At 58.0% G+C, this 26,939-nt stretch carries 25 protein-coding genes; 6 read left to right on the top strand and 19 right to left on the bottom strand.

Translation table 11 applies throughout. The features are described from left to right. Nucleotides 1-47: 47 nt before the first annotated feature. From mreD to BQ9846_RS02890, 3 genes are read right to left on the bottom strand one after another with little or no spacing between them, the layout of a single operon-like run. The gene (gene mreD / locus BQ9846_RS02900) at nucleotides 48-536 is read right to left on the bottom strand and encodes a rod shape-determining protein MreD (RefSeq protein WP_075879110.1); all 489 of its coding nucleotides are present in this window, start codon (nucleotides 534-536) and stop codon (nucleotides 48-50) included. After that, nucleotides 536-1,492: a rod shape-determining protein MreC gene (gene mreC, locus BQ9846_RS02895; RefSeq protein WP_075879109.1), complete on the bottom strand. Its 957-nt coding sequence runs from the start codon at nucleotides 1,490-1,492 to the stop codon at nucleotides 536-538. The genes mreD and mreC overlap by 1 nt, the downstream gene beginning before the upstream one ends. 25 nt (nucleotides 1,493-1,517) lie before the next feature. After that, nucleotides 1,518-2,555 (bottom strand): rod shape-determining protein, encoded by a 1,038-nt coding sequence (locus tag BQ9846_RS02890; RefSeq protein WP_075879108.1) that lies wholly within the window; start codon nucleotides 2,553-2,555, stop codon nucleotides 1,518-1,520. 191 nt (nucleotides 2,556-2,746) lie between these two features. On the opposite strand from BQ9846_RS02890, the gene gatC reads away from it, so the two are divergent. The 3 genes from gatC (at nucleotide 2,747) to gatB (ending at nucleotide 6,031) form a co-directional block, all read left to right on the top strand. Then, on the top strand, nucleotides 2,747-3,034 hold the full coding sequence (gene gatC / locus BQ9846_RS02885) for an Asp-tRNA(Asn)/Glu-tRNA(Gln) amidotransferase subunit GatC (protein WP_075879107.1): 288 nt from the start codon (nucleotides 2,747-2,749) through the stop codon (nucleotides 3,032-3,034). 82 nt (nucleotides 3,035-3,116) lie between these two features. Then, entirely contained in the window at nucleotides 3,117-4,577 is a 1,461-nt protein-coding gene (gene gatA / locus BQ9846_RS02880; protein WP_075879106.1) for an Asp-tRNA(Asn)/Glu-tRNA(Gln) amidotransferase subunit GatA, read from the top strand. Next, on the top strand, nucleotides 4,577-6,031 hold the full coding sequence (gene gatB / locus BQ9846_RS02875; protein ID WP_075879105.1) for an Asp-tRNA(Asn)/Glu-tRNA(Gln) amidotransferase subunit GatB: 1,455 nt from the start codon (nucleotides 4,577-4,579) through the stop codon (nucleotides 6,029-6,031). The genes gatA and gatB overlap by 1 nt, the downstream gene beginning before the upstream one ends. Nucleotides 6,032-6,096: 65 nt before the next feature. Here the strand turns inward: gatB and sixA are convergent, their stop codons facing one another. The 4 genes from sixA to BQ9846_RS02855 form a co-directional block, all read right to left on the bottom strand. Then, nucleotides 6,097-6,579: a phosphohistidine phosphatase SixA gene (sixA, locus tag BQ9846_RS02870; RefSeq protein WP_075879104.1), complete on the bottom strand. Its 483-nt coding sequence runs from the start codon at nucleotides 6,577-6,579 to the stop codon at nucleotides 6,097-6,099. Continuing rightward, a complete protein-coding gene (locus BQ9846_RS02865) occupies nucleotides 6,569-7,639 on the bottom strand; it encodes an NAD(P)H-dependent glycerol-3-phosphate dehydrogenase (RefSeq protein ID WP_075879103.1) in 1,071 nt (356 codons plus the stop codon). Before BQ9846_RS02865 ends, sixA begins: the two co-directional genes overlap by 11 nt. Nucleotides 7,640-7,772: 133 nt before the next feature. Then, nucleotides 7,773-9,677, bottom strand: coding sequence for a molecular chaperone HtpG (htpG, locus tag BQ9846_RS02860; RefSeq protein WP_075879102.1), 1,905 nt, complete (start codon nucleotides 9,675-9,677; stop codon nucleotides 7,773-7,775). Nucleotides 9,678-9,810: 133 nt separating this feature from the next. Further along, nucleotides 9,811-10,155 (bottom strand): YkvA family protein, encoded by a 345-nt coding sequence (locus BQ9846_RS02855; RefSeq protein WP_075879101.1) that lies wholly within the window; start codon nucleotides 10,153-10,155, stop codon nucleotides 9,811-9,813. A 109-nt stretch (nucleotides 10,156-10,264) separates the two neighbouring features. Between BQ9846_RS02855 and BQ9846_RS02850 the strand changes: the two genes are divergently transcribed. Beyond that, nucleotides 10,265-12,232: a transglycosylase SLT domain-containing protein gene (locus BQ9846_RS02850; protein ID WP_075879100.1), complete on the top strand. Its 1,968-nt coding sequence runs from the start codon at nucleotides 10,265-10,267 to the stop codon at nucleotides 12,230-12,232. Between the two features lie 18 nt (nucleotides 12,233-12,250). Here BQ9846_RS02850 and BQ9846_RS02845 read toward each other — a convergent pair whose 3' ends face one another. Next, on the bottom strand, nucleotides 12,251-12,907 hold the full coding sequence (locus BQ9846_RS02845) for a LysE family translocator (RefSeq protein WP_075879099.1): 657 nt from the start codon (nucleotides 12,905-12,907) through the stop codon (nucleotides 12,251-12,253). Between the two features lie 202 nt (nucleotides 12,908-13,109). Between BQ9846_RS02845 and BQ9846_RS02840 the strand changes: the two genes are divergently transcribed. Next, nucleotides 13,110-13,313, top strand: a complete 204-nt coding sequence (locus BQ9846_RS02840) for a cold-shock protein (RefSeq protein WP_075879098.1) — start codon at nucleotides 13,110-13,112, stop codon at nucleotides 13,311-13,313. A gap of 108 nt (nucleotides 13,314-13,421) precedes the next feature. Here the strand turns inward: BQ9846_RS02840 and BQ9846_RS02835 are convergent, their stop codons facing one another. The 4 genes from BQ9846_RS02835 to BQ9846_RS02820 all read right to left on the bottom strand — a co-directional run bounded on the left by BQ9846_RS02835 (nucleotide 13,422) and on the right by BQ9846_RS02820 (nucleotide 18,450). Next, the gene (locus BQ9846_RS02835; protein WP_235818891.1) at nucleotides 13,422-14,168 is read right to left on the bottom strand and encodes a hypothetical protein; all 747 of its coding nucleotides are present in this window, start codon (nucleotides 14,166-14,168) and stop codon (nucleotides 13,422-13,424) included. An 88-nt stretch (nucleotides 14,169-14,256) separates the two neighbouring features. Continuing rightward, the gene (gene yegS, locus BQ9846_RS02830) at nucleotides 14,257-15,219 is read right to left on the bottom strand and encodes a lipid kinase YegS (RefSeq protein WP_075879097.1); all 963 of its coding nucleotides are present in this window, start codon (nucleotides 15,217-15,219) and stop codon (nucleotides 14,257-14,259) included. A gap of 52 nt (nucleotides 15,220-15,271) precedes the next feature. Continuing rightward, on the bottom strand, nucleotides 15,272-17,902 hold the full coding sequence (gene pepN / locus BQ9846_RS02825; RefSeq protein WP_075879096.1) for an aminopeptidase N: 2,631 nt from the start codon (nucleotides 17,900-17,902) through the stop codon (nucleotides 15,272-15,274). 62 nt (nucleotides 17,903-17,964) lie between these two features. Then, on the bottom strand, nucleotides 17,965-18,450 hold the full coding sequence (locus BQ9846_RS02820) for a YajQ family cyclic di-GMP-binding protein (protein ID WP_075879095.1): 486 nt from the start codon (nucleotides 18,448-18,450) through the stop codon (nucleotides 17,965-17,967). A gap of 224 nt (nucleotides 18,451-18,674) precedes the next feature. Here BQ9846_RS02820 and cobO point away from each other — a divergent pair, with 224 nt between their 5' ends. Next, nucleotides 18,675-19,274, top strand: coding sequence for a cob(I)yrinic acid a,c-diamide adenosyltransferase (gene cobO, locus BQ9846_RS02815; protein ID WP_075879094.1), 600 nt, complete (start codon nucleotides 18,675-18,677; stop codon nucleotides 19,272-19,274). Between the two features lie 7 nt (nucleotides 19,275-19,281). Here cobO and BQ9846_RS02810 read toward each other — a convergent pair whose 3' ends face one another. From BQ9846_RS02810 to miaA, 7 genes are all read right to left on the bottom strand, one after another. Beyond that, nucleotides 19,282-20,595: an adenylosuccinate synthase gene (locus BQ9846_RS02810; RefSeq protein WP_075879093.1), complete on the bottom strand. Its 1,314-nt coding sequence runs from the start codon at nucleotides 20,593-20,595 to the stop codon at nucleotides 19,282-19,284. Further along, on the bottom strand, nucleotides 20,595-21,788 hold the full coding sequence (locus BQ9846_RS02805; protein ID WP_075879092.1) for an ATP phosphoribosyltransferase regulatory subunit: 1,194 nt from the start codon (nucleotides 21,786-21,788) through the stop codon (nucleotides 20,595-20,597). Before BQ9846_RS02805 ends, BQ9846_RS02810 begins: the two co-directional genes overlap by 1 nt. A 218-nt stretch (nucleotides 21,789-22,006) precedes the next feature. Beyond that, entirely contained in the window at nucleotides 22,007-22,894 is an 888-nt protein-coding gene (gene hflC / locus BQ9846_RS02800; protein WP_075879091.1) for a protease modulator HflC, read from the bottom strand. Continuing rightward, nucleotides 22,895-24,139 (bottom strand): FtsH protease activity modulator HflK, encoded by a 1,245-nt coding sequence (gene hflK, locus BQ9846_RS02795; RefSeq protein WP_075879090.1) that lies wholly within the window; start codon nucleotides 24,137-24,139, stop codon nucleotides 22,895-22,897. Between the two features lie 118 nt (nucleotides 24,140-24,257). Then, nucleotides 24,258-25,568, bottom strand: coding sequence for a ribosome rescue GTPase HflX (gene hflX / locus BQ9846_RS02790; protein ID WP_075879089.1), 1,311 nt, complete (start codon nucleotides 25,566-25,568; stop codon nucleotides 24,258-24,260). Between the two features lie 39 nt (nucleotides 25,569-25,607). Continuing rightward, nucleotides 25,608-25,856 carry an RNA chaperone Hfq gene (gene hfq / locus BQ9846_RS02785; RefSeq protein ID WP_075879088.1) on the bottom strand — a complete coding sequence of 83 codons (249 nt, stop codon included), beginning with the start codon at nucleotides 25,854-25,856 and terminating at the stop codon, nucleotides 25,608-25,610. A gap of 104 nt (nucleotides 25,857-25,960) precedes the next feature. Then, complete coding sequence (gene miaA / locus BQ9846_RS02780) at nucleotides 25,961-26,899, bottom strand: tRNA (adenosine(37)-N6)-dimethylallyltransferase MiaA (protein WP_075879468.1); 939 nt, start codon at nucleotides 26,897-26,899, stop codon at nucleotides 25,961-25,963. Between the last annotated feature and the right edge of the window lie 40 nt (nucleotides 26,900-26,939).

The raw sequence follows: 26,939 nt of genomic DNA, 5'->3' as shown, positions 1-26,939 counted from the left end.
AAGTACCCTTTAACGTCAGTGCCATTTAACATTAGTCCGTTTTTGCACTAAGAAGCCGCTAAGCGTTTCTCCAGTGCGTAAAACATGGTGGCGAGCCACGGCCATAGTACCGCGCTGATAAGCGAGGGAATCAGGAACGCCAAATGGATGGAAAAATCCCCCAAGAAGGTGCGCACCCACTGCGCTAGCAACTGCACAATCCCCAGCAGTACCAACACCAGCACCGCTTGCTGCACTAAGGAGTAGGCACGAAAACGCGGGTAAACCAACGCGCACAAAAACGCCAATAAAGAGAGCGTCAGCGCATTTTGCCCCAGCGGCACGCCTTCAATCAGGTCAAGCAGTAAGCCAAGGGTAAAACCGTGCAGCACACCGACGCGGTCAGGCACACGCATGCACCAGTAAATCAGCATCAATCCCAACCAGTCAGGGCGGTAGAGCTGCCAGCCTTCCGCTAACGGCATGGCTTGCAGGCACAGAGCCAGCAGGAGTGTCAGCCACACCACCACTAACGGTACGACAGGGGCACGAGCCATCAGCGAGCCTCCGTTGACTGCAGGGACGATGAAGGGGCACGTAGGGTCGCACTTAACTGCTGCGCACTGCGCAGGGCGGTCGAGGTGAGCGCAAAGTGCTCATCCCACACGCTCTCATCAACCTCTTCACGCGGCGGCGGGAAAAGCAGCAAAAAGTGGCGCGAACGCTGCAACCGCGCCATCGGCTCGGCACTCACTTGGGCAAACGGCTCACCCGGGTCGTGCACCACCTCGGTCACTCGCGCCACCGGATACCCCGGCGGAAAGCGTCCGGCCAGACCTGAGGTCATCAGCAAATCGCCGACGCGAATATCCGCCGTATCCGGCACATGCAGCACGTTCAGGGTTTGATAATCTCCCGCGCCCTGGGCAATAAAACGCAAGCCGTTACGATTCACGTGTACCGGTAGCGAGTGACTCGCATCGGCGACCAGCAGAACGCGACTGGAGTAGGCGGAGACCGCGGTAATTTGCCCCACAAGGCCAAACGCATCGATCACCGGCTGACCCACATAAGCGCCATGGCGGTGCCCACGATTAACCACCATTTGGTGGCTGAAAGGGTCATTGTCGAGCGACAGCAGCTCCGCGCTGATAAACGGAATGTCGCGTCGCTGGGCGGCGTTGAGCTGCTCACGCAGTTCGGTGTTTTCCGCCCGCAAGCTGGAGATGCGCTGGCCCCGATGCGAAAGCATCAATATCTGCTCGCGTAGCTGGCGGTTTTCGTCGACCAGGGCCTGCTGATCAGAGAGTGCGACCGTGCCCCAACTGAGTAAGTCGCTGGGCCAGCTCACCACCCACTGGATCGGCGCCACCACCATGGAGAGATTGGCGCGCACCTTATCCATACGGGTAAAGTGCTGATCGGCAAACATCAGCGCGCTGGCCGCCAGCACGCAGAAGAAGAGGCGGTACCCCGGCAGTGGACCGTGCGAAAACAGCGGTTTAATAGGCAATACCTCCGCAAATTAACCGCTGACGCTAGTCGCTCGACAGCAACTCAAAGGTGTGCTGATCAATCATTTCCAACGCTTTGCCGCCACCACGCGCCACGCAGGTCAGCGGGTCCTCTGCCACGATCACGGGTAAGCCGGTTTCTTCGGAAATCAGCTTATCCAGATCGCGCAACAGCGCGCCACCCCCGGTTAACACCAAGCCACGCTCGGCAATATCGGAGGCCAATTCGGGCGGTGACTGCTCCAGCGCGCTTTTAATCGCCGCCACGATCGAGCCCAGGGTTTCCTGGAGCGCGTCCAGAATCTCGTGGGAGTTGAGAGTAAAGCTGCGCGGAATACCCTCGGCCAGGTTGCGCCCGCGCACATCAATTTCGCGCAGCTCGCCGCCGGGATAGGCGCAACCAATCTCTTCTTTGATGCGCTCGGCGGTGGCTTCGCCGATCAGGCTGCCGTAGTGGCGACGCACGTAGGCGGTAATTGCCTCATCGAAGCGATCGCCGCCCACGCGAATAGATTCGGAGTAGACAACGCCATTGAGCGAGATGATCGCAATTTCGGTGGTACCCCCACCGATATCGACCACCATCGAGCCCTGCGCTTCTTCCACCGGCAAACCCGCGCCAATGGCGGCGGCCATCGGCTCTTCGATCAAGAACACCTCGCGAGCGCCGGCGCCTTCAGCTGACTCACGAATCGCGCGACGCTCAACCTGGGTCGACATGCACGGCACACACACCAACACGCGCGGGCTCGGCGTCAGGAAGGTGCTCTGGTGCACTTTACGGATAAAGTGCTGCAGCATCTGCTCGGTGACGGTGAAGTCGGCGATGACGCCATCTTTCATCGGACGAATCGCGGTGATATTGCCGGGCGTGCGGCCAAGCATGCGCTTAGCATCGGCCCCGACAGAGGCAACACTGCGCATATTGCCTGACTGGCGAATAGCGACCACCGACGGCTCATCGAGAACGATACCGCGACCGCGGACATAAATTAGCGTGTTGGCCGTACCCAGATCGATCGACAGATCGCTGGAAAACAGCCCCCTCAAACGTTTGAACATGGATGTTGTTACCTAGTGCAGACCGGGAACCCTATGCGGATGCAAACGGTATCACTCGGGCCCCCTGGCAGCAAGCACGAGTCTCGCCTAACACTGCCCGCGCCGGCCAAGATATGGTACCTTTTGGGGCTATTTGTGTTCCCCGCGCAGGCACACGCCGCGCGCTTTTTCATTTTAGAGGACTTTCGATCATGGCGCTTGAAGAGACCCATGTACGTAGAGCCGCCCATTTGGCCCGGCTCGCGATTAGCGATGACCAAGCCAGCCGCTTTGTCGATGACTTAAGCCAAATTTTAGACATGGTCGATCAGCTTCAGCGTGTCGATACCCAGGGTGTGGCGCCACTGGCGCATCCCCTTGACGCCACTCAACGCCTGCGCGCTGACGAAGTCACCGAAACCGATCAGCGCGACGCCTTCCAGCGCTGCGCCCCGGCGGTTGAAGAGGGCCTCTACTTGGTGCCACGCGTCGTCGAATAAGCGCTGGGAAATCAGCCAAGCAAACTGAACCGACCGTCATCTTTTGACGCTTCAATCATCACCCGAACGGAGCTTCCGGGTCATGCATGACAAAACGCTTACGCAGCTCGCTGCTGCGCTAAAAAGCGGCGAGCTCTCTAGCCGAGAGTTAACGGCTTACTACCTTCAGCGCATTGAAAAGGCTGATATCACGCTCAATAGCTTTATCAGCGTGACCGCCGAGCAAGCGCTTACCCAGGCTGACGCCGCCGACCAAGCGCGCGCTAACGGGGAAGCGGGCCTGCTCACCGGTGTCCCCCTGGCGCTGAAAGATATTTTCTGCACCCAAGGGGTCAAGACCAGCTGCGGCTCCAAAATGCTGGACAACTTTGTTGCCCCCTACAACGCCACCGTGGTGGAAAAGCTCTATGCCGCCGGCAGCGTCAGCCTTGGCAAAACCAACATGGATGAGTTCGCCATGGGCTCCTCCAATGAGAACAGCCACTTCGGTGCGGTCAAAAACCCGTGGGATTTAAGCGCGGTCCCCGGCGGTAGCTCGGGTGGCAGCGCCGCCGCCGTTGCGGCAGGACTCACCCCCGCGGCACTGGGCACCGATACCGGCGGGTCGATTCGCCAGCCGGCCTCCTTCTGCGGCATTACCGGGCTCAAGCCGACCTATGGGCGCGTCTCGCGCTACGGCATCATCGCCTACGCCTCAAGCCTTGACCAGGCCGGCCCCATGGCCCGCACTGCCGAGGATTGCGCCCACCTGCTGAACGTAATCGCCGGACACGATACGCGCGACTCCACCAGCGTAGCCCGCTGCGTGCCTGACTATGCCGAAACCCTCGACGCACCGCTTTCTGGGCTTAAAGTCGGCCTACCCGCCGAGTATTTCGGCGACGGCCTTGACCCCGAAGTGGAAAACGCCGTGCTTGAGGCGGTCAAGGTGTATGAATCCCTCGGCGCCAGCGTGCGCGAAGTGAGCCTGCCGCACACCCATTACGCCATCCCCGCCTACTACGTGATTGCTCCGGCGGAGGCCTCCTCCAATCTTTCGCGTTACGATGGCGTGCGCTTTGGCCACCGCTGCGAAAACCCAGAAGACTTGATGGATCTGTACAAACGCTCGCGGGCCGAGGGCTTCGGTGACGAGGTGAAGCGCCGCATTTTGATCGGCACCCACACGCTTTCCGAAGGCTTTTTTGATGCCTACTACAAGAAAGCGCAGCAGGTGCGCCGCTTGATCCGTCAAGACTTCCTCAACGCCTTTGAGGATGTGGACGTGCTGATGGGACCAGCCTCGCCGACGCCCGCCTTTGACCTCGGCGCTAAGAAGGATCCGGTCTCGATGTACCTGCAGGATATCTACACCATCGCGGTAAACCTCGCCGGCATTCCCGGTATCAGCGTCCCCGCCGGCTTTGTCGGCAACCGCCCCGTCGGCCTTCAGATTCTCGGCACTCACTTTGCCGAAGCGCAGCTCTTAAACGTCGCGCACCAGTTCCAGCAAGCCACCGATTGGCACCAGAAACGCCCCGCTTTCGCTGAGGAGACCGCCTAATGCAATGGGAAACCGTGATTGGGCTGGAAGTCCACGTTCAACTCGCCACTAAATCGAAGATTTTCTCCGGCGCCTCCACGGCGTTCGGCGCCGAACCCAACAGCCAAGCCTGTGCCGTTGACCTCGGGCTCCCCGGCGTGCTGCCCGTTCTAAACGAGCAAGCGGTGGCCATGGCCGTGCAGTTTGGCCTGGCCGTACACGCTGAAATCCCCGAAGTCTCGGTGTTTGACCGTAAGAACTACTTCTACCCCGACCTGCCCAAAGGCTACCAAACGAGCCAGATGTACCATCCCATCGTCGGCCCGGGCGAAGTGGAAATCACGCTGGATGACGACACCACCAAGCGCGTGCGCATACACCACGCGCACTTGGAGGAGGATGCGGGCAAGTCGCTGCACGAAGACTTCCATGGCATGACCGGCATTGATTTAAATCGCGCCGGCACCCCGCTTTTGGAGATCGTCTCCGAGCCGGACATGCGCAGCGCTAAAGAGGCGGCCGCGTACCTTAAGGCTATCCACTCGATCGTCACTTACCTTGGCATCTCTGACGGCAACATGGCCGAGGGCTCCATGCGCTGCGACGTCAACGTCTCGGTGCGCCCGGCGGGGCAGCCGGAGTTCGGCACCCGTGCCGAGATCAAAAACGTTAACTCCTTCCGCTTTGTGGAACGCGCCATCGCCTTTGAAGTCGAGCGCCAGATTGAGCTGATCGAGGATGGCGGCAAGGTCGAGCAGGAGACGCGGCTTTTCGACCCGGAGCGCGATGAAACCCGCAGCATGCGCACCAAGGAGGAGGCCAACGACTACCGCTACTTCCCCTGCCCGGACCTTCTGCCCGTGGTGCTCGACCAAGCCTACGTCGAGCATCTGCGCGATGCCCTACCGGAGCTTCCCGCCGATAAGCGCGAACGCTTTCAGAGCGAGCTTGGCCTCTCGGCTTACGATGCCAATGTGCTCTCCGCCAGCCGCCCCATGGCGGAGTTTTTTGAAGAAGTGAAAAACACCTGCGGCGATGCCAAGCAGGCCGCGAACTGGGTTCAAGGCGAGTTTTCCGGCGCACTAAACCGCGAAAACCTCAGCATCGAAGAGAGCCCGATCAACGCTCGCCAGCTCGGCGAACTCATCACCCGCGTCATGGACGACACCATCAACGGCAAGGCCGCCAAGCAGGTGTTCCAGGCTCTCTGGAATAACCAGGGGGAAAGCGCGGATGAAGTGATCGAGGCCAAAGGCTTGAAACAGGTCACCGACACCGGCGCCATCGAAGCGATGATCGATGAGGTGATTGCCGCGAGCCCCGCTCAGGTGGCGCAGTACTGCGACGCCGAACCGGAAAAGCGCGGCAAGATGATTGGCTACTTTGTCGGCCAAGTGATGAAAGCCTCGCGCGGCACCGCCAACCCGCAGCAGGTCAATCAGCTGTTGAAAGAGAAGCTCGACGCCAAGCTCTAAGCCCACAAAGCGTTAGCCAAGGCCCCCTGCGACGGCAGCGGGGCCTTGGCGTATCAATAAAGGCTTTAGCCCTGCAACTGCCGGGGTTCTGTAAAGCGGGTTAGCCGCGCACAGCCGGCGGCCCAGACATCGGCTTCTAACTCTGCGATCGCGGCAGTGGGAAAGCCGAAACCACGATCCGCACGCCCTTCCACCAAAAGCCCGGTGAGCGCGCCCACAAGGGGCATATGGCTCACCAGCAGCAGATCGCCCTCTTGCGCCACCAGCCAATCACACACGGCCTGGGGCGCGTCCTCCGGCGTAATGCCTGGGTGAGTCGCCACGCGAGTGCCGAGCGCTTGGGCCACGGCGTTGGCGGTTTGCTGAGCACGGGTATAGGGGCTGGCGATGACCCGCAGCGCTTCTAACTGCCCGCGGCTTTGGCGGCGGGCCATCCAACTTGCCATGGTGATGGCTTCCTGTTCGCCTTGCGCGGTTAAACGCCGAGAACTGTCGGGCACGCCGGGGGCGGCCTCGCCGTGGCGCATGATGAACAGGTTAGGGCTCATGCCAGCCTCCGGTTTCACGGTGGGCTTGCTGAACGGCTTCACGCGGCAGGACGAACTCCACGTCGCTACTCTGCTCTCCCATCATCAGCATCCGCGCCATATCCTGTGCCGGCACGCCATCAAAGAGCACGTGGTAAAGCCCTTCGGCCAGTGGCATATAAACACCGATATCAGCGGCTTTGGCGCACACCAGCTTCACGGTGTTGACGCCTTCGGCCACCTGGCCCAGCGCATCGACGGCCTCTTCGAGCGTGCGACCCTCGCCCATGGCGTAGCCCACACGGTAGTTGCGCGACAGATTCGATGAGCAGGTGACGATCAAATCGCCCACGCCCGCCAGACCGAGAAAGGTCATCGGATTTGCCCCGTGGGCCACGGCAAAACGGCTCATTTCCGCCAAGGCCCGGGTCATCAGCATGCTGCGGGTATTTTCCCCCATGCCTAAGGCAGCAGCCATGCCGGCCGCGATGGCGTAAATATTTTTCAGGGCGCCGCCTAGCTCGACGCCGTGACGGTCGTTGCTGGCATACACGCGAAAATAGCGGCATCCGAGCGCTTGCTGCACCCGGGTTCGCGTCAGCGCATCGCCACTTGCCACGACCGTGGCGGTTAGCTGCTTGTCGGCGATTTCCGAAGCAAGGTTGGGCCCGGCGATCACGCCGATATGGGCAGAGCCCGTCTCTTGCGCCAGCACATCGCTCATCAGCATAAAGCTCTCCTGCTCAATGCCTTTGGTGGTGCTCACCAGTATCTGCTCGGCGGTCAGCCAAGGCTTGGCGGCTTGAACAACGCTGCGAAACGCCTTCGATGGGATGGCAATGAGCACCAACTCCGCCTCTTTTAGCACCTCGGCCATCTCAGTGGACGCTTGCACCGCCGGGTTCATGGCGTAGTGCGGCAGGTAGCGCCCGTTTCGGTGCTCGCGGTTGATCTGCTCCACCAACGCTTCGTCGCGCATCCACTGCCGAACCTGTGCGCCGTTGTCGGCGGCAATACTCGCCAGCGCCGTCCCGAAGCTACCGCCCCCCAGCACCGCCACTTTTATCTGTTGTTCTGCCATAAAAACGCCCTGACTCAAGCCTAATCGTTGTGAGGTGTTCGTGTCGTTGATGCCCACTTTAACAAAACAAACGGCCCGCCAGGAGAACCTAACGGGCCGAACGTGGAGCCGGCGTGTATTAAGCCATCAAAAGCTATGCCGTTAAGACACTGTTGAGGCGTTTGACGTAAGCGGCCGGATCATCAAGGTGGCCGCCTTCGGCGATGATCGCTTGATCCAGCAAGATATGCGCGAGCGCATCGAAACTTTCGCCTTCGGCGCTTTCCAGACGCGATACCAGCGCGTGCTCGGGATTAAGCTCCAAAATCGGCTTCACTTCGGGTAGCGGCTGGCCAGCGGCCTCCATGATGCGGCGCATCTGGAAGCCCATCTCGTGCTCGGGAAGCACGACGCAAGCGGGGGAATCGGTCAAGCGGTGGGTGACTTTCACCTCTTGAACGCCATCGCCAAGGGCTTCTTGCACACGCTTCACCAAATCCTCTTTCGCTTTCGCGGTCTCTTCCTGCGCTTTCTTCTCCGCTTCATCCTCGACATCGCCCAGATCGAGCTCGCCTTTGGCGACATCGGCGAACGCCTTGCCGTCGAATTCGGTCAGGTGACTCATCAACCACTCGTCGATGCGGTCATTGAGTAGCAGGACTTCGATGCCCTTCTTCCGGAAGATCTCCAGGTGCGGGCTGTTTTTTGCCGCATTGAAGCCATCGGCCACGATGTAGTAAATCTTCTTCTGGCCCTCTTTCATGCGCTCGACGTACTCGGCCAGCGACTGATCCTGGGTCGTGCTATCGGTGTGGGTCGTCGAAAAGCGTAAGAGCCCCGCGATGGTCTCGCGGTTAGCAAAGTCCTCGCCCGGCCCCTCTTTGAGTACGCTGCCGAAATGGTTCCAGAAGGTCTGGTACTTCTCGCTATCCTTGGCGAGCTTTTTGAGCATATCCAGCGCGCGCTTAGTGAGCGCGGACTTGATCTTTTCGACCTTGGGATCTTGCTGCAAAATCTCGCGGGAGACGTTCAGCGACAGGTCGCGAGTGTCGAGCACGCCCTTGATAAAGCGCAGATAGAGCGGCAGGAACTGCTCAGCGTCATCCATGATGAACACCCGCTGCACGTAGAGCTTCACCCCGCGCGAGCCGTCGCGCTCGTAAAGATCAAACGGGGCGCGGCTGGGCACGTAAAGCAGGCTGGTGTACTCCAGCTTGCCCTCTACCTTGTTGTGGCTCCAGGTCAGCGGGTCAGAGAAGTCATGGGCGACGTGTTTGTAGAATGCCTTATACTCGTCATCGGAAATCTCGCTTTTCGGGCGTACCCAAAGCGCTGTCGCTTCGTTGACGGTTTCCCAGGTCGTGACCTCGCTGCCCTCGATCTCGTTACCCTCGTCATCCTTGGCGGTCTCGGTCTTGGGCATGCGTACCGGCACTTCGATGTGGTCGGAGTACTTGCGTACCAAGTTTTGCAGACGGAAGTCATCGGCGAACTCTTTGGCGTCCTCTTTTAAGTGCAAGACGATCTCGGTGCCGTGCTTGAGGCGCTCAATATCGGCGACGGTGAACTCGCCTTCGCCCTGCGAGCGCCACTCAACGCCTTCATTGGCGTGGGCACCCGCTTTACGCGTGCGCACTGTCACTTCGTCGGCAACGATAAAGCCAGAGTAAAAACCTACCCCGAACTGGCCGATCAGCTTGGCGTCTTTTTGCTGCTCGCCGGAGAGCTGCTTGAGGAACTCGGCCGTGCCGCTGCGCGCGATCGTGCCTAGATTGGCGATAACGTCATCGCGGTTCATGCCGATGCCGTTATCGCGAACGGTCACGGTGCCGGCCTCGGCATCGTGCTCGATCTCGATACGCAGTTCGCTGTCGCCCTCATAGAGCGCGTCGTTGTCGAGCGCGGCATAACGCAGCTTGTCACACGCATCGGCCGCGTTGGAGATCAGCTCGCGCAGGAAAATTTCCCGGTTGGAGTAGAGCGAGTTGATCATCAAATTCAGCAGCTGTTTGACTTCCGTCTGGAAACCCAGTGTCTCTTCGTGTGTCGCGGTGGTCATTCTCTTAGCCCTCAACAATCAAGGTGTTGGTTTTCAATACGGTTTTTTCAGTACAGGCAGCACATGACAAACCACCATCACGTGGTGCTCAATGCGTTAAGTGAAAGCCAATATGGGGCTAAGTCGGCGCTTTTCAAGCGGCAGAGGGGGGAGAGTCTTGCGTGTCTTTATGCTGCTTCCATAAGCGATAGGCCTCCAACTGCCCATCAATACGATTGAGCAGCCAACCCACGATCATGACGTCATCCAGCACGCCGAGCAACACCAGAAAATCAGGGATGAGATCAAAGGGCAGTATCAGGTAGCCTAGGGCCAACGCCATTAGCCCAAACGCGCGCCAGGGCACGGGGCGAAAATTGCCGCGCAGCACGTCGCGGGTCATGGGCACAAACCACTTCAAGGCGCGGACTATCCGCTTCAACACCCAAGCACGCGATTTGAGTCGACGCACTAGCCACCAAGTCGATAATGGGTTCATATTCACTCTTTCGCCTATGTCATTACGCGCTTTGCCATTGGCCACTAAGAAACGCGGCGACTGATTTCGTTCACTCTCTTGACTCAATTACCCCACCGAGGACACACCCATGCGCCTCTCATGCTTCACTTTTCTGTTGAGCCTTGATCGCTGGGCGCTACGGCTAACCGCGATCGTGTTGCTCTGCGCCCCCTTAAGCAGCTGGGCACTCTCCGATAGCGAGATGCGCCAAGCGCTGGCCGATGCGCGAGAGCAGCGCTTTGAGCGTATCGATTTTGACGCCGTGAACGACCACCTCTTAAACGGCTATATCCACTACCACCGGCTACGCGACGAACTCCCCCGCGTCTCTCCCGAGCGTGTCAACGCCTATATCGACACCCACCGCGACTCCCCGTTAAGCGAGTGGCTTCGCGGCCAAGCGATCACCCAGTACGGCGAGGCCAAGCAGTGGGCCGACTTGCGCGCGGTGGCCAGCGGTGAACCCAGCGGCGGTGAGCGGCGCTGTCACTACTACACCGCGCTTTTGCAAACCGACCCCGAACGCGCCTTCACAGGCGGCCTTGCGCTATGGCAGGTCGGCCACTCCCAGCCAAGTGCCTGCGATACGCTGTTCGAGCGGCTGCGCGCCAACGGCGTGATTGACGCCACCGCCATCTGGGAGCGCAAAATGCTCGCCTGGCAAGCAGACGAAACACGCTTAATGGCGTACCTTAGCGGCCTACTCGATGACAATTGGCAGAGCGCCAAAGAGACGGTCAGCGAGCTGGATAATGCCGCGGCGCTGCGCCAAGCGCCCGCTTGTCTTGGGCCGCGCTGCGCGGCCACCCCTAGCTTCTACCGCGCCGCCATGTATCGGCTTACCCGCGACGATACCGCTGCCGCGCTGAACGTCTGGCGCGCCATTATCCCAGCGCTGACGCTACCCACCGCCACGCGACACGCCATCGAAGAGGAACTCGCGTTTTACGCCCTGGTAAGAGAAACACCGGATACTATCGACTGGGTAGACCGCACGTTGGCTCAAATCGACAGCGAGCGCGTCCTCGAACTGCGGGTCCGCCGTGCGCTGGGGCAACGCCAATGGCAAGAAGCACTTCGCTGGATCGGTGAAATGTCGAGCGAACGGCAAGCTTCCAGCCGTTGGCAATACTGGCTTGCCCGGGCCAATGAACAACTCGGCAACGCCGAGATGGCACAAACGCACTTCCAAAACGCCGCCAGCGAACGCAATTTTTACGGCTTCGCCGCCGCCGAGCGTATTGGCCAGCCTTTTCGCTTGGAATTAGCGCAGTATCGCTTTGATGACACCTCACGCGAACAGCTTGCGGCCCTACCCGCCCTTCAGCGAACCGAAGCGCTGATGAGAATCGGTGAAAAAGGCTTAGCCTATAGCGAGTGGCTACACACCGTGCGCCATGCCCCGCGTGAGCAGGCGCTGGCCATGGCGGACTACGCCGATCACCAGCAGTGGCATGCGCTACTCGTGCAGACCACCATTGCCGGCGAGCTCTGGGATGCCCTTGAGTGGCGCTTCCCCCAAGCCTATGCGGATCAGTTCTTACACTGGGGGCGTTTAAGCGGCGTCGACCCCTATTTATTGATGGCGATAGCCCGCCGCGAGAGTGCATATAATCCCGAGGCGCTTTCACCGGCCGGCGCACGCGGGTTAATGCAGCTCATGCCCGGTACCGCCGCTCAGGTAAGCCAAGAAATCGGGCTCTCCGACCCTGGGCCGTATGGTGTTCTTGACCCCGAGGTCAATATTCGCCTGGGCAGCACTTACTTACGCGATAAACTGACACGTTACGGTGGCAACCGCCTAGCCGCCACAGCCGCCTACAACGCCGGGCCAGGCCGTGTCGACAGCTGGCTTGAAGAACAGGGAGTGGAGGCCTTCGATCTGTTTGTGGAGCGCATTCCCTATCGCGAAACCCGCGAATACGTTCAGGCAGTTCTGAGCTATCGGGTCATATATGCCGCGCTCGCACAAGGGGGAGATACCTCGGGCATTTCGCTGCTAAGCGCCGGTGAACAAGCCGTGCGCTACGACAACTCCCTTCTGGCCAAACAGTAGCCGCTTTGACCGCAGCGCCTAGCTCGGGCGCTGCTCAAGCGCGAGCTTGATGCCAAACAGCACCAGCACGCCACCTGTTAGCCCATTGAGCCACTGCGCAAAGCGCGCGCTCGCAAGCCACTTGCTGGCGCCGCCCACCATCCATACCACGCTGATTTGCCATAGGTTAGCGATCACAAAGTGAACACCGGCCAACCACAGCGATTTAAGCAGGGCCGGATCACTGGGGGCGATAAACTGTGGCAAAAACGCCATATAGAACACCACCGTTTTGGGGTTGAGTACATTAGAGAGCAACCCCTCCTTCATTGGCTGCCACCATGCTACCCGCGAGCGTGATTGCAACACCCCCGCCACCGGAAGCCCCTGCCCGCGCCTTGCCTCCAACAAGCTTTTGATACCCAGCCAAATCAAATAGGCAGCCCCTACCATTTTGAGGGCATGGAACGCCCAGGCGGATTGCAAGAGTATGAGCGAAATACCCAGCGCTGAAATCGTGGCGTGTACAAAAAGCCCGCAACAAATAGCCACGCTGGTCATCACCCCGTCGCCGACGCCTCCGCGTGCGGTATTGCGAATCACCAGCAGCGTATCCACCCCGGGGCTTAACGAAAGCAGCGTGATGGCAATCAAAAAAGGCAAAAACTGGCTATCAATCAAGCCCCACTCGGCCATCTTGTCTCCCCCGGCTGTTTCATGACTGGACACTCTATCGTAGCTGACAACATACCGCTTAGCGCTAATGAAAGCAGCCTTCGCCTTGGGCAAAATTCATCTGCTTAGCCCTGGACGTCAGTTTTTTTTGCATCTACATTGAAGATGGCGGGCAGGTAAACGCCAAGCCCGTTTTACTATCAAGCATGCAAGGAAATCGATAATGGCAACTGGTACAGTTAAGTGGTTCAACGACACGAAAGGTTACGGCTTCATCTCTCCGGACGATGGCGGTGACGATCTGTTTGCCCACTTTTCCGAAATTCAGGCTGAAGGCTTTAAGTCTTTGCAAGATGGCCAAAAAGTCTCCTTCGAGGTTACGCAAGGCAAGAAGGGCCTTCAGGCCTCCAATATCCGCCCTGAATAAGCGCGGATATGAATCTTCCGTGATCAATTAGGCGATCGCCTCCCAGGCGAGTCTCTACGGAAAAAGCCAGGCCCGCATTCGCGGGCCTGTTTACGTTGTCGAGTCGCGTTAAGGTGAATCGCTCTCCTCTGCCTCTTCCGTACTTTCACCCGAGGTGCCGGCGGGTACTTCCTCCATTGCCTCTTGGCTAGCGCCCCTCTCTCCCTCTAACGCCTGATACTGCTCGTCGAGGCGTTGCTGTGCTTCTTCAAAGCGCCGCTCGGTTTCTTCAATCAACGCTTGCACGTCATCCTGGCCTAACTCTCCCTCCCGTCGATTGCCTTCCGAGAGACTACTTTCCGGCAAGTCCATTTCAGACTCCAAGTCGGACGAGATATCTTCATCTAACTCGTCCCTATTCAACTCTTCCGGCGCGAGCGCCTCCGCTTGGTTTTCCACTTCTTCAAACTGCTCGTCTAAGCGTTGCTGAGCCTCTTCAAAACGGCGTTCGGTTTCGGCAATAATGTCATCCACATCGGATGAGGAAACTTCGCCGGGAAGGCCACCCTCTTCCTCAAGGGCGTCTGACGGGTCGGCGGTAAGCGTGTCTTGGTCTGCGTCGACATCTTCCGTGGTAGTGGTAGCTGTATCTACCTCGCCACTGGCCTCCTGCGCTTGATCGGCTTGCGAGGGCTGCTCGGTGGTAGCACCGACCTGCTCATCGGTCGATTCAGTGGCGCCCTCTTGTTCGGCAGTTTCACTCACGGGGGCAGCGTCATCTGCGGGAGCATCCGCACTCTCTTCGCTATCCCCACACGCACTTAGCAGCAGAGCCGCCGCCATGAGGGTAGGGATCCAGAAACGGTTTGCCATCATCATTATCTCCTTACGCTGTAGTTGCCTACGTTGACGCTCGATTTTTCAAGCTTGCTTTTACGTTCACGACCCACTTTTACGCACTTTTTTACTGCGACTTTGATGTAGCCAGGAGCGGAGAGTCCGCGGGCATGGCCACCGTGACCGCCAATGGCACCACTTCGGCGCTGAACGCTTTGAAGCGTCGCGCCTCCCCGTCCAGGGTCACCGGCCAAGCAGGGTCTTCAGCGCACGTGGTGATATCTATTTTTTGGGTGGTGAAGTAGCGGACCAATTGACCGTCATGCGGGAATTGGCGCAGCTCTTTGCGTAACTGAGAGAGCGAACCGATGGAGGGCAGATCGCGCACCAACAGTACGTCCAGCAAACCATCATTGAGCTTTGCTTTAGGGGCCAATACTTGCCCCCCACCCGCTTGGCGGGCGTTGCCTAACGCTAAGAGCAGAAGCGACGCTTGCTCTTTGCCTTCCCCCCAATCCAACATGCCGCGATAGCTGGTGTGACGCCAAGCCTTCAATGCACCCATGACCGAATAGGCGCCACCGCCAAATAGACGCTTTAACCTTTTAGGTGTGGATGACGTCACTTCAGCGCCAAATCCACAGGTGGTCATATTGATATAGTATTGATCACCACGCTTAGCATTCTCCTTTGTGGCACTCACCCGCACTACATCAATGCTCTGCCCTTCCCATTGGCTCACCGCCTTCAGTGCGGCTTCCGAAGCCAAAGGCACGCCTATTGAGGTAGCAAAATCATTGGCGCTACCGAGCGGAACGATACCCAGTATCGGGCGTTTCGCTTTGGGCAACCGCATCATGCCATTCACTACCTCGTTAACCGTGCCATCGCCGCCACCGGCAATAACATGCGTAAAGCCTTTGGATGCCGCCCACTCGGTGAAATCGGCAGCGTCCCCCGCTTCCCAGGTGACGCGAACCGTCAGCGCCATGCCGGCATCGCGATGCTTGTCCACAGCGTCTCTAAGCGCCGGCTCATCCGATGATTGTCCATTCACGACGAGCAAATAACGCGAACCAGCTTCACTCACCTAGGGCTACCTCTTTTGAGATCGAGATTGATGCGGTCTCGTGTGCCACCACTTACGCGAGCGCCTTTTCCACTACTTCATACACATTTGACGACAGTGGCTCACGCTTGATGCGTTCCAACTGCTCCTTCATCAAGGTTTGACGCGTTTCATCAAAGCGCTGCCAGCGTGTCAGCGGGGTGATCAGGCGAGCGGCGATTTCAGGATTAAGACGGTTGAGCTCAATCACGACGTCGGCTAGCAAGGCATAGCCTGCCCCGTCCAGACGATGGAAGTTGACACGGTTTTGCGTGAAGGCCCCGATCAGCGCGCGCACCTTGTTGGGGTTTTTAAGCGAGAAAGCGGGGTGGTGCATCAGGTGTTTCACCCGATCGAGCGCATCTGCCTGGGGTCGCGTGACCTGAATCGTAAACCACTGATCCATCACCAGCGGGTCGTGCGCCCATTTTTCACCGAACGCCTTCAAAGCGGGTGAGGAGAGGTCATCGCGGTCGCTGTGTACCAGTAGGGTCAAGGCATGACGCACATCGGTCATGTTGTGATCGGCTTTGAACTGGTCTTGGCAGAACTCGATCGCTTGCGGCTCCTCAATCGACATGAGGTACGACAGCGCCACATTTTTCAGGCTGCGCTGACCGATTTGCTCGGGGGTTGGCGAGTAGGGTTCTTGGGACTGGTTGGCTTCATACACCGCGATGAACTCATCGCGCAGTGCCATGGCGAGCGACTGGCGCACAAACTCCCGAGCGGCGTGGATCGCATCAATATCCACCAGCGGCTGCTGCTCGGCGATGTAGGCCTCGGTGGGCAGCGCCACCATCTCGGCCAGCACGGCTTTATCATCCGTCGGGGTTGTGAGCAGCGCGCGATAGGCCTCAATCACGCGATTATCCATCACTTTTTCTACCCCGTTGCGATGCGCGGCAATCAGGTCATCCAAGGCGAGCATGGCCAGTCGCTGACCGGCGTCCCAACGGTTGAAGCCATCGCTATCGTGGGTCAGTAGGAAGGCTAGATCCTCCCGTGAATAAGGGAAGTGCATCTTCACCGGCGCCGAGAAGTGGCGCAGAAGCGACGGTACCGGCGCTTCCGCTACATCGGTAAAGATAAAGGTCTGTTCATCTTCGCGCAGATGCACAACGGCATCTTTACCCAATTTTTCGCCGTCAAGGGTAAGGGTGAGATCTTGGCCCGACTTGGTCCCCACAAGCCCCATGCGCACCGGAATATGCAGCGGCGCTTTCTCCGTTTGCCCAGGGGTCGCCGGCGTGCGCTGACGCAAGGTTAAGTGGTACGCCGCATTGACATAATCATACTCGCCGTGAGCATCAATTTCCGGGGTGCCGGCCTGTTCGTACCAACGCATGAATTGGCCAAGCTCCACGTCGGAGACCTCTTCCATGCAGGTTACAAAGTCTTCAATGGTCACCGCCTGGCCGTCAAAACGGGAGAAATAGAGATCACTGCCACGACGAAATGCTTCCCACCCCACCAGGTTGCACAACATCCGCACGACCTCAGCACCCTTTTCGTAGATCGTCAGGGTGTAGAAGTTGGTGATCTCGATGTAGTGATCAGGCCGAACCGGATGCGCGGTAGGGCCGGCGTCTTCAGCAAACTGCGCGGTACGAAAAAACGAAACGTCTTGAATACGCTTGACCGGGGCCGAATTGGTATCGGCGGTGAAGCACTGGTCACGAAAAACCGTAAAGCCCTCCTTTAACGAGAGCTGAAACCAGTCGCGGCAGGTCACGCGGTTACCCGACCAATTGTGAAAGTATTCGTGCGCCACGATACCTTCCACTTGTTGAAAGGCGGCATCGGTCGCGGTGTCGGGATGGGTGAGCACGGCCGCCGAATTGAAGATATTGAGCCCCTTATTTTCCATGGCGCCCATGTTGAAGTCGTTGACGGCGACGATCATGAACAGGTCCAGATCGTACTCGCGGCCATACGCCTGTTCATCCCATGTCATCGCGCGCTTTAATGACGCCATGGCGTGGTCGGTTTTGGCCAAGTTCTCCTCTTCTACCCAAATTTGCAGCGCTACCTGACGACCGCTCATGGTGGTGAAGTGCTCTTCGACGCGTTTTAAATCACCGGCGACTAGAGCAAAGAGATAGCAAGGTTTGGGATGCGGGTCTTCCCAGGTAGCGAAATGGCGGTTGTTCTCCAACTCCCCCCGCTCAACCGGATTGCCATTGGCCAGTAGCACCGGCTCCCGGGTTTTGTCACCGATAAGGGTGACACGAAACGTCGCCATGACATCCGGGCGGTCGGGGTAAAAGGTAATCCGTCGAAACCCCTCCGCCTCGCACTGGGTACAGTATATGCCGTTGGACTGGTACAACCCTTCTAGCGCTGTATTGGCCTTTGGTGCAATCGTGACCTCGCTCTCCAAGGTAAACGCGGCCGGAGCGCTCTCGATGGTGAGACCGTACTCATCGACTTGGTAGGCGCTCTCATCAAGCGCTTTACCGTCAATCGCTAGGGAGTTGAGCGCAAGCCCTTCACCATTGAGAAAAAGGGGCGTAGTGGCATCGGCATCAGCATGACGCTCAAGGAACAAGCGTGCTCTAACGCGCGTTTGGGCAGGGTCAAGATCAAACGTCAGCTCGGTATGGGTAACACGATAGGCGGGCGGCTGATAGTCGCTTAGGTAAACCGGCTGGGGGGCGGACATGATGCATGACTCCTTGTTAGGCATAAGCGTTATGTAAGGGCTCGACGTGAGCAAAGGGGAAATTAATCGCGAAAGTTATCAAACTGCAGCGGTAAGTCGGGCCCTTCTTCACTTTTTAACAGTGCGATAATACCTTGCAAATCATCGCGCTTTTTACCCGTCACGCGGACTTTTTCGCCTTGAATTTGCGCCTGAACCTTGGCTTTACTCGCCTTAATGCGCTTGACGATATCCTTTGCTTGTGCGGCATCAAGCCCCTGCTTAAGCGTCACCGATTGGCGCGCTTTCACACCCGAAAGCTCCGGCTCTTGCACTTCCATGCAGCGCGCGTCGATACCGCGGGCAATCAAACGATTGCGCAGGACATCGAGCATCTGTTTTAGCTGGAAGTCGACTTCGGCCTCAAGGTGAACGGTATCACCCTCAAGGCGAAAACTGGCGTCAACGCCTTTAAAGTCAAACCGAGACTGAACTTCACGGTTGGCTTGGTCAACCGCATTGGTCGCTTCGTGCTGGTCGAATTCAGAGACAATATCAAATGAGGGCATGAGCAATTCCTAGACAAAGATAGCCCACCATTCTAGAGCAGCTACCCGCTTATCTGCCATCCTTCTAGCATGCCACTAAACGATGATATCGATTTAACTAGACACACCTTTTGCAAAAAAGACAGAAAAGGCGAAAAACCTATACAAAAATTAGCCACTCCAATTCTCTTTCCCTCTACCCTGATGCATACTGACCGCCTATTTACCCTGATTAGGAGACAGGAATGAGCGATCGCGACTCGCGTCACAGAGCGTCGATGCAGAAACTCAAAGCGCACGTCGACGAAAAAGTCGCCAGCGCCACCGAGGAGCGCGGGCTACTCTTGATCAACACCGGCAATGGCAAAGGCAAAACCACCGCCGCCTGGGGCACCGTCACCCGGGCGCTGGGTTATGGCTACAAGGTAGGCGTCGTGCAGTTTATCAAGGGCCTGTGGGAGTGCGGTGAACGCAACCGCTTGGAAGAGGATGCCAACCTTGAAGTCGCCATCATGGCAACAGGTTTTACCTGGGAGACGCAAAATCGCGAAGAGGACACCCGCGCTTGCCAAGAGGTGTGGAACGAAGCCGCCCGCATGCTGGCAGACCCCGAGGTCTACCTGGTGGTGCTCGATGAAATCACCTACATGCTGAAGTTTGGCTACCTGGATATCGAAACGGTCAAGCAAGCACTAGAGAACCGCCCGCGTGAGCAGACGGTGATTATAACCGGGCGCAATGCCCATCGTGATTTGATCGCCATGGCCGATACCGTGACCGAAATGCAGGAAGTGCGCCATGCCTTCAATAACGGCATTCAGGCACGGCGCGGTATCGACTATTGAGGCGCACTTATCCTTTGTCGAGCGAACCTTCGTCGAAGGGGTTACGGAGTACGATGGTTTCCACACGATCCGGGCCGGTGGAGATAATATCGATACTGGTGCCCACCTGCTCTTCTAGAAAACTGATATAAGAGCGCGCGTTAGCAGGCAAATCCTCTACCCGCTTGACGCCCAGGGTGGACTCTTTCCACCCTGGCAAATCGGTGTAAAGCGGCTCGATTGCCTCGTAACCTTCTGAATCTACTGGGGTGTCCAGCACGTCGCCGTCTTTACTGCGATAACCCACGCAAACGCGAATATTTTCGAGTCCGTCGAGTACGTCAAGCTTGGTCAAACAGAGCCCCGAAACGGAGTTGATCTGTACCGCATGGCGCAACGCCACGGCATCAAACCAGCCGCAGCGGCGCGGCCGGCCGGTGGTAGCACCAAATTCGTGCCCTTTTTCAGCCAAGTGGCGACCATGATCGTCAAAAAGCTCAGTCGGGAAGGGGCCGGAACCGACCCGGGTGGTATATGCCTTAGTGATGCCCAGCACATAATCCAAGTAAAGTGGCCCCACACCTGAGCCTGTTGCCGTCCCGCCGGCCGTGGTGTTGGAGCTGGTCACGAACGGGTAAGTACCGTGGTCGATATCCAGCAGAGAGCCTTGCGCGCCCTCAAACAGAATATTTTCACCCTCTTTGCGCAGGCCGTGAACAAGACTCACGGTATCACCCACCATGGGACGCAACTCTTCGGCCATCTGCATGGCGCTGTCGAGCACTTCCTGAAAATCGACCGGCGCTTCACCGTGATAGTTGGTCAAGACGAAGTTGTGGTAATCCAGCACCTCGCCGAGCTTGGAGGCAAAACGCTCGCGGTGAAGCATATCGCCTAGTCGCAGGCCGCGACGCGCGACTTTATCTTCATAGGCAGGGCCAATACCCCGCCCGGTGGTGCCGATCTTAGCCACACCACGCGCTTTTTCACGCGCCTGATCAAGGCGCACGTGGTAAGGCAGAATCAAGGGGCAAGCCGGCGACAGCCGCAGCCGCTTGCGTACCGGCACGCCTTTATCCTCAAGCTCGCGGATCTCTTTTATCAGCGCTTCCGGTGAGAGCACGACACCATTACCGATTACGCAGGTTTTATCAGCGCGTAAGATACCCGAGGGGATCAAGTGAAGAACGGTTTTCTCTCCGTCGATCACCAGCGTATGACCGGCGTTATGCCCGCCCTGAAAGCGAACAACTGCTGACGCTGATTCGGTCAACAAATCAACGATTTTTCCTTTACCTTCGTCACCCCATTGGGTGCCTAGTACTACGACATTCTTGCCCATTATGCTCTCGTCTCTTGTGCCAATGTCGTTGGCTGCCAACGACCGTCGATAAACTCAAGACGGCGGTCACACCCGTGCTCCGCCGGCCCGGTACGCTGCCCTGGCAGCGCCTGTACTACACGTTCGCCCTGCTCACGAAGTGACGCGATGACGAGGCTCAGTGCTTCATCTGCCTCTGCTGGCGCCCAAATGGCTCCTTTAGCAGGCGATGCTTGAGCCAGCGAGGCTAGCTGCTTAAGGTCCATCGAAAACCCGGTCGCCGGGCGGGCGCGGCCAAAGGCTCTGCCTGTATCATCGTAGCGCCCACCTTTTGCCAGCGCCTGGCCATACCCTGGCACATAGGCGGCAAACATCATACCGGTATGGTAGGCGTAGCCGCGCAGCTCGGCTAGATCCACGTAAAGATCCACGTCGAAATGTGCCAGAACGCCTTGATAAAGCGCGTCCAGCTCATCCAGCGCGGTTTTGACCGATACCGGCCCACCGGCAAACACGTCGCGGGCGTGCTGTAATACGCTGATATCGCCATGCAGTTCGCCAAGCGCATTAAACATGTCGGCCAAGGCGGGATCTGACACACTCATACGGACTTGCTCGGCAAGCGCCCCGGGGGACTTTAACGCCAGCGCGTCGAATAGCGCACGCTCTTGGTCATCGTTAAGCCCCGCCGCCTCGACCAGGCTACGGTAGATGCCGATATGCCCCAGCGCCAGGTGAATTTCGCTCGCTCCCGCTGCACTTAGACTTGTCAGCGCGAGATGAATGATCTCACTGTCCGCTTCTAAGCCAGCATGGCCAAAAAGCTCGACGCCAACCTGTACCGGGCTGCGGCCACCCTGATGCTGATCAGCTTTCGCCCGAAGGACGTTGGTGCAGTAGCAAAGCCTAACCGGACCTTGGCGGCGCAGCGAGTGGGCATCCATACGCGCCACCTGGGGCGTCACATCGGCGCTTGCGCCCATCATGCGGCCAGTCAATTGGTCGGTGAGCTTAAAGGTTTGCAAATCGAGGTCGGTACCGGTGCCCGTTAACAGCGAGTCCAGAAACTCCACGGGGGGTGGCATCACCTGATCGTAACCCCAGCCATGGTAGAGATCCAGCAGCGTACGGCGCAGTTCTTCCATACGGCTAGCCTGAGGTGGTAACACCTCATCCATACCGTCGGGCAATAGCCAGCGGTCAGCGATGGTCATAGGAACAATCCTGCGAGACGACAATAAAAGCTCACGGCGCTAGCGACAAACATCAGACGACAAAAAGCGGGCCACAAAAGCCTGCATCGCTTAGCCTGTGTCACAAAAGCCGGGCCACAAAAAAACCGGGCAACGCCCGGTTAACAAAGTCTATCACGTTTAGCCTCCGGGTGAACCCCGCATTCGAGGCTCACCCGGCGCTACCGCATTACCCCATCCTATTCAGCGTCGCTAGTCGCTGAAGGACTGCGCAAGTAGCGGAAGAACTCGCTGTCGGGCTCAAGCACCAGCAGGTTGCCGTTGTCCGAGAAGCTCTCGCGGTAGGCATTCAGGCTGCGCCAGAAGGAGAAGAACTCCTGGTCCTGGCCGTATGCCTGCGAGTAGACCGCCGCGGCCTGGGCATCCCCTTCACCGCGCAGCGTTTCAGCCCGTTCATTGGCTTGCGCAATCAGCACCTGGCGGCGACGGTCGGCGTTGGCCCGAATGCGCTCGGCCTCTTCCTGACCTTGGGCGCGCCACTCGCGGGCTTCTCGCTCACGCTCGGAACGCATACGCTCAAACACCGCAGCGGAAACGTCATCGGGAAGATCAATTCGTTTAATGCGGATATCGCGTATTGCAACGCCCAGCTCCTCGCGCATCAACTCGTCAAGCTCTTGCGTTGGCCCTGTCATCAAGTCATCGCGGCGCTCAGCGATGATTTCCTGCAGGTTCAAACGCCCAAACTCGTTACGTAAACTCTCGTCAACACGCGGCTGAATCAAGCGTACCGCCACCATCTCGTCACCCGAGGTTGCCTCGTAGTAACGCGTGGGGTTCACCACCTGCCACTTGACGTAGGAGTCCACGATCACCGCTTTTTGCTCTAGCGTGAGGTAACGGCTCGTGTCGGTGTCCAGCGTCAACAAGCGCGTATCAAATTTACGCACCGTTTGCGTGATCGGCACTTTCACATGCAGACCCGGCTGGATGTTCTCTTCGATGACTTCACCGAAGCGCAACTTCACCGCGCGTTCGGTTTCATCCACGACATACAAACTGTTACTGGCCAACCAGGCGACTGCAGCCAAGCCACCAACGATCAGCAGGGAACGATTATTAATCATTTACCGGCCCTCCCTGCGAATAGAGTTACTGCTGTTTGATGATGAGCCACTGCTCTGGCTGCTTTGACCACTGCTTAAGCGTTCAAGCACGCGTGGATCGAGATTCTCATTGCCGCTTTGGTTAGAAGAGCTGCCGCCGCTACTACCACCACGCATTTGATCCAAAGGCAGATACATCAGCGGGGCATTTTCGCTTACGTCCAAAAGGACTTTTGGCGTGCCACCAAAGACGTCTTGGATAGCGTCAAGATACATCCGCTCACGCATGACCTCGGGTGAGTTTTCGTACTCGCCAAGCAGGGAGTTGAAACGGTTGGCTTGACCCTGCGCTTCGGCGACCACCGATTCGCGGTAGCCCTGGCCCTGCTCAATAATGCGCTGCGCCTGGCCTTGCGCTTCGGGGATGACCGAATTGGCATACGCGATAGCTTGGTTGATGATCCGTTGCCTGTCCTCGCGCGCCCGAATAACGTCGTCGAAGGCATCAATGACGGGGTCAGGCGCGGAGGTTGACTCGATGTTGATCGTTTGCAAGCGGATACCGGCACCATAGCTATCCAAGTAGGATTGCAAGCGGCTCGCCACAGAGCTACCTAAGATTTCACGCCCTGAGGTCAGAATCTCGATCATATCCGTTCCCCCCACCACGTGACGCAACGAAGAGTCGAGAGCGTTTTCAATCGAGAGATTGGGGTCGCGCAGGTTGATAACAAAATCGCGCGGATTAGCCACTTGATACTGGGCCGAAATTTCCACCTCAACGATGTTCTCATCGCGAGTTAGCATCGACTGCGTTTGCGTTATAGAGCGTACACGGGTGACGTTCACCATACGCACATCATCGACCAGCGGCGGGTTCCACTGCAAACCGGGCGTTACGATCTCTTGGAATTTACCAAAACGCAGCACGACACCACGCTCGGATTGATCCACTAGGTAGAAACCCGACGCCGCCCAAATCGCCAGCGCAACGATAATAAGAAGGCCCGGCAAGGCGAAGGTGTTGCGCGGTTTGTTGCCACCCCCTCCTTTTTTACCGCCGCCGCCTTTTTTGCCGCCACCGCCCACCATCCGGTTGAGCTTGTCCTGAAACTTTTTCAGCGCTTCATCAAGGTCCGGAGGCCCTTGGTTGTTACCTCCATTATTACCACCACCGTTGCCGCCGCCGTCGCTTTTGCCACCGCGTCGGCCACCGCCACTCCAAGGGTCGTGCTGGTTGCCACCACCGGGCTCATTCCAGGCCATACGTTTTTCTCCACTAAGGTGTTCAGCTGCACCTGCGACTTAAAAAATCGTTGTGCTAGTAGCTACTGTTGCTGCGAAAACCTATAAAATCCTATGGGATAACACGTACAAAGGCAGCCTACCACTCCGCAGGCTCTTGCAGTGTTTCGGGCAAATACGTGCTGGCACGCTCGCCAAGCTGCGCCATCAGCTGATTAAAGTCACGCCGCGGCAAGCGCACGTCCAAAACCGAATGCCCATGCTCATCAAAAGACTCTTCACGCACGGCGTTGAGGGCATGCAGCCCCGCCCGTAGCTTGCCCTGCTCGGGCGCCAGTGTCATGGAAAAATCGATGACATCATCCGCGAGGCGTTCACTTAACGCCTGCTGTAAAAGATCCAAACCGCGCTGCTCGCGCGCGGATAGCCATACCACTTCAGGCTTGCCATCACCGTCACGCTCAATGCGGGGAGCGCTATCCAGCTGGTCGATTTTATTCATGACCTTGAGCATAGGCACATCATCGGCGCCAATCTCTTTCAACACGTTCTCGACCTGCTCCACGTTGAGATCACGATCGGGATCGGCGGCATCGATCACATGCACCAAAAGCGTGGCGTCGGCGGCTTCCTGAAGCGTGGCTTGAAAGGCCTCGACCAGTTTATGCGGCAAATGACGGATAAAGCCGACCGTATCGGCCATGACCACCGGACCAACGTCGTCAATCTCCATGCGCCGGAGCGTTGGGTCTAGCGTGGCAAAAAGCTGGTCCGCTGCATACACCTCTGAGTCGGTCAGCGAGTTAAACAGCGTTGACTTGCCCGCGTTGGTGTAACCCACCAGTGAAATACTGGGGATCTCGGCGCGAGAACGGGCACGACGATTCTGCTCGCGCTGGCTGCGCACTTTGTCGAGGCGCTTATGAATGGCCTTGATCCGCGCGCGCAGCAGACGCCGGTCAGTTTCAAGCTGTGTTTCACCCGGGCCGCGCAGACCAATCCCGCCCTTCTGCCGTTCAAGGTGCGTCCAGCCTCGCACAAGGCGCGTGGACATATACTCCAACTGGGCAAGCTCAACCTGCAGCTTCCCCTCATGCGTTCGGGCTCGCTGAGCAAAAATATCCAGAATCAGTCCCGTGCGATCAAGCACGCGACACTTAAGCTCATGCTCTAGATTACGCTCTTGCGAGGGGCTTAAGCCGTGATTGAAGATCACAAGCTCCGCTTGATGAGCCGCAAGCATCGCCCGCAGCTCCTCAAGCTTGCCCGACCCGATAAACGTTCTCGAGTCGGGGCGATGACGACTAGCGGTGAGCAGCGTCGCCGGCACTGCGCCGGCAGAACGCACAAGCTCCAGGAATTCACCTGCGTCTTCACGCTCGCGCTCGTCGTGAAAATCGACGTGCACGAGTACTGCCGTTTCACCGGCATCGGGGCGCTCAAAAAACAATCAATACCTCATGGACTGTTCTGCCTGCTTCGTGTGGCATTAAACCTCGGCATCGGCCGCTGCGGGGTCTTGGGCCGGCAGACGAACGTTGCGAGAGGGTACCACGGTCGAAATGGCATGCTTGTAAACCATCTGACTGACGGTGTTACGGAGCAGGATCACAAACTGGTCAAATGACTCAATCTGGCCCTGCAGCTTAATGCCGTTCACCAAAAAGATGGAGACCGGAATGCGCTCCTTGCGCAAAATATTCAAGTATGGATCTTGAAGGGACTGCCCTTTGGACATGTTGCTCTCCCTAAAACTGTCGTTGGGGTTGGTTAACATTGTTACCCGAAAGGCCCGGTAGGCCGGCCGCTCGAAAACACTCACTAAGAACCACCTATCTTACGCTAAGCACCGCTTTCACGCACGAGTTTCAGCACCTTATCTAGCGCGGTGGGCTGTTGCGAATCGACCCAGTGAAGATCTTGCCAACGCCTTAACCACGTTAGTTGGCGCTTGGCAAGTTGGCGAGTCGCGATGATCCCGCGCTCAACAAGCGCCGCACGGTCCAGCTCGCCATCTAAGTACTCCCACACCTGACGATAGCCAACACTTTTCATTGCCGGCAAGTTTAGGTGCAAATCTTCACGCTGCTTCAGAGCGGCCACCTCGTCAATAAGCCCTTCTTCTAGCATTAAGGCGAAGCGCTGCGCGATGCGTTGATGCAGCACTTTACGGTCTTCAGGCGCCAGCGCGATTGACACCACTCGCCAGGGGAAAAGCGTTGCCTCTTGCTCAGCCCAGAGCTCGCTCATTGGCCGCCCACTGGCGTAATAGACCTCTAACGCACGCAGCGTACGCTGCGGGTCATTGGGGTGTATGCGCTGACCGGCCTGGGGGTCCACCTCGCATAGCGAGCGATGGAGCGCACTAAGCCCTTCATCTTTCATACGCTGCGCCAAGTGCGCGCGAATCGCCAGGGAGGCCGCCGGCAGGTTCGCCACACCTTCAACCAACTGCTTGAAGTACAGCATGGTGCCGCCGACGAGCAGTGGCACCCCGCCCATCGCGCTAATTTGGCGCATCTCGTTGAGTGCATCGTGACGAAAATCCGCTGCCGAGTAAGGGTCAGCCGGGTCTCGGATATCGATCAGACGGTGTGGGGCGCGTGTTAGTTCCCGAGCACTGGGCTTAGCGCTGCCAATATCCATACCGCGATACACCATGGCCGAATCAACGCTGATTAGCTCACAGCCCAACTGCTCGTGAAGCGCAATCGCGGCATCGGTTTTACCCGCGGCGGTTGGCCCCATCAAAAAGATAGCCAAAGGGCGCGCATCGCTCATCGCGGCACCTTGTTCATTCATACCTTCACCAATACCGTCG

Origin of the sequence: Vreelandella massiliensis (genome assembly GCF_900155385.1) — a bacterium.
In the GTDB taxonomy this organism is placed as follows: Bacteria; Pseudomonadota; Gammaproteobacteria; order Pseudomonadales; family Halomonadaceae; genus Vreelandella; species Vreelandella massiliensis.
Note: the sequence above shows the minus strand (reverse complement) of the source record. Positions and strands in the feature narration are given on the sequence as shown.

Bases quoted from the DNA above. Each gene is read 5' to 3' on its own strand.
- mreD (WP_075879110.1), bottom strand. From the start codon at position 536: ATGGCTCGTGCCCCTGTCGTACCGTTAGTGGTGGTGTGGCTGACACTC.
- BQ9846_RS02890 (WP_075879108.1), bottom strand. From the start codon at position 2,555: ATGTTCAAACGTTTGAGGGGGCTGTTTTCCAGCGATCTGTCGATCGAT.
- gatC (WP_075879107.1), top strand. From the start codon at position 2,747: ATGGCGCTTGAAGAGACCCATGTACGTAGAGCCGCCCATTTGGCCCGG.
- gatA (WP_075879106.1), top strand. From the start codon at position 3,117: ATGCATGACAAAACGCTTACGCAGCTCGCTGCTGCGCTAAAAAGCGGC.
- gatB (WP_075879105.1), top strand. From the start codon at position 4,577: ATGCAATGGGAAACCGTGATTGGGCTGGAAGTCCACGTTCAACTCGCC.
- sixA (WP_075879104.1), bottom strand. From the start codon at position 6,579: ATGAGCCCTAACCTGTTCATCATGCGCCACGGCGAGGCCGCCCCCGGC.
- BQ9846_RS02865 (WP_075879103.1), bottom strand. From the start codon at position 7,639: ATGGCAGAACAACAGATAAAAGTGGCGGTGCTGGGGGGCGGTAGCTTC.
- htpG (WP_075879102.1), bottom strand. From the start codon at position 9,677: ATGACCACCGCGACACACGAAGAGACACTGGGTTTCCAGACGGAAGTC.
- BQ9846_RS02855 (WP_075879101.1), bottom strand. From the start codon at position 10,155: ATGAACCCATTATCGACTTGGTGGCTAGTGCGTCGACTCAAATCGCGT.
- BQ9846_RS02850 (WP_075879100.1), top strand. From the start codon at position 10,265: ATGCGCCTCTCATGCTTCACTTTTCTGTTGAGCCTTGATCGCTGGGCG.
- BQ9846_RS02845 (WP_075879099.1), bottom strand. From the start codon at position 12,907: ATGGCCGAGTGGGGCTTGATTGATAGCCAGTTTTTGCCTTTTTTGATT.
- BQ9846_RS02840 (WP_075879098.1), top strand. From the start codon at position 13,110: ATGGCAACTGGTACAGTTAAGTGGTTCAACGACACGAAAGGTTACGGC.
- BQ9846_RS02835 (WP_235818891.1), bottom strand. From the start codon at position 14,168: ATGATGGCAAACCGTTTCTGGATCCCTACCCTCATGGCGGCGGCTCTG.
- pepN (WP_075879096.1), bottom strand. From the start codon at position 17,902: ATGTCCGCCCCCCAGCCGGTTTACCTAAGCGACTATCAGCCGCCCGCC.
- BQ9846_RS02820 (WP_075879095.1), bottom strand. From the start codon at position 18,450: ATGCCCTCATTTGATATTGTCTCTGAATTCGACCAGCACGAAGCGACC.
- cobO (WP_075879094.1), top strand. From the start codon at position 18,675: ATGAGCGATCGCGACTCGCGTCACAGAGCGTCGATGCAGAAACTCAAA.
- BQ9846_RS02810 (WP_075879093.1), bottom strand. From the start codon at position 20,595: ATGGGCAAGAATGTCGTAGTACTAGGCACCCAATGGGGTGACGAAGGT.
- BQ9846_RS02805 (WP_075879092.1), bottom strand. From the start codon at position 21,788: ATGACCATCGCTGACCGCTGGCTATTGCCCGACGGTATGGATGAGGTG.
- hflC (WP_075879091.1), bottom strand. From the start codon at position 22,894: ATGATTAATAATCGTTCCCTGCTGATCGTTGGTGGCTTGGCTGCAGTC.
- hflK (WP_075879090.1), bottom strand. From the start codon at position 24,139: ATGGCCTGGAATGAGCCCGGTGGTGGCAACCAGCACGACCCTTGGAGT.
- hfq (WP_075879088.1), bottom strand. From the start codon at position 25,856: ATGTCCAAAGGGCAGTCCCTTCAAGATCCATACTTGAATATTTTGCGC.
- miaA (WP_075879468.1), bottom strand. From the start codon at position 26,899: ATGAGCGATGCGCGCCCTTTGGCTATCTTTTTGATGGGGCCAACCGCC.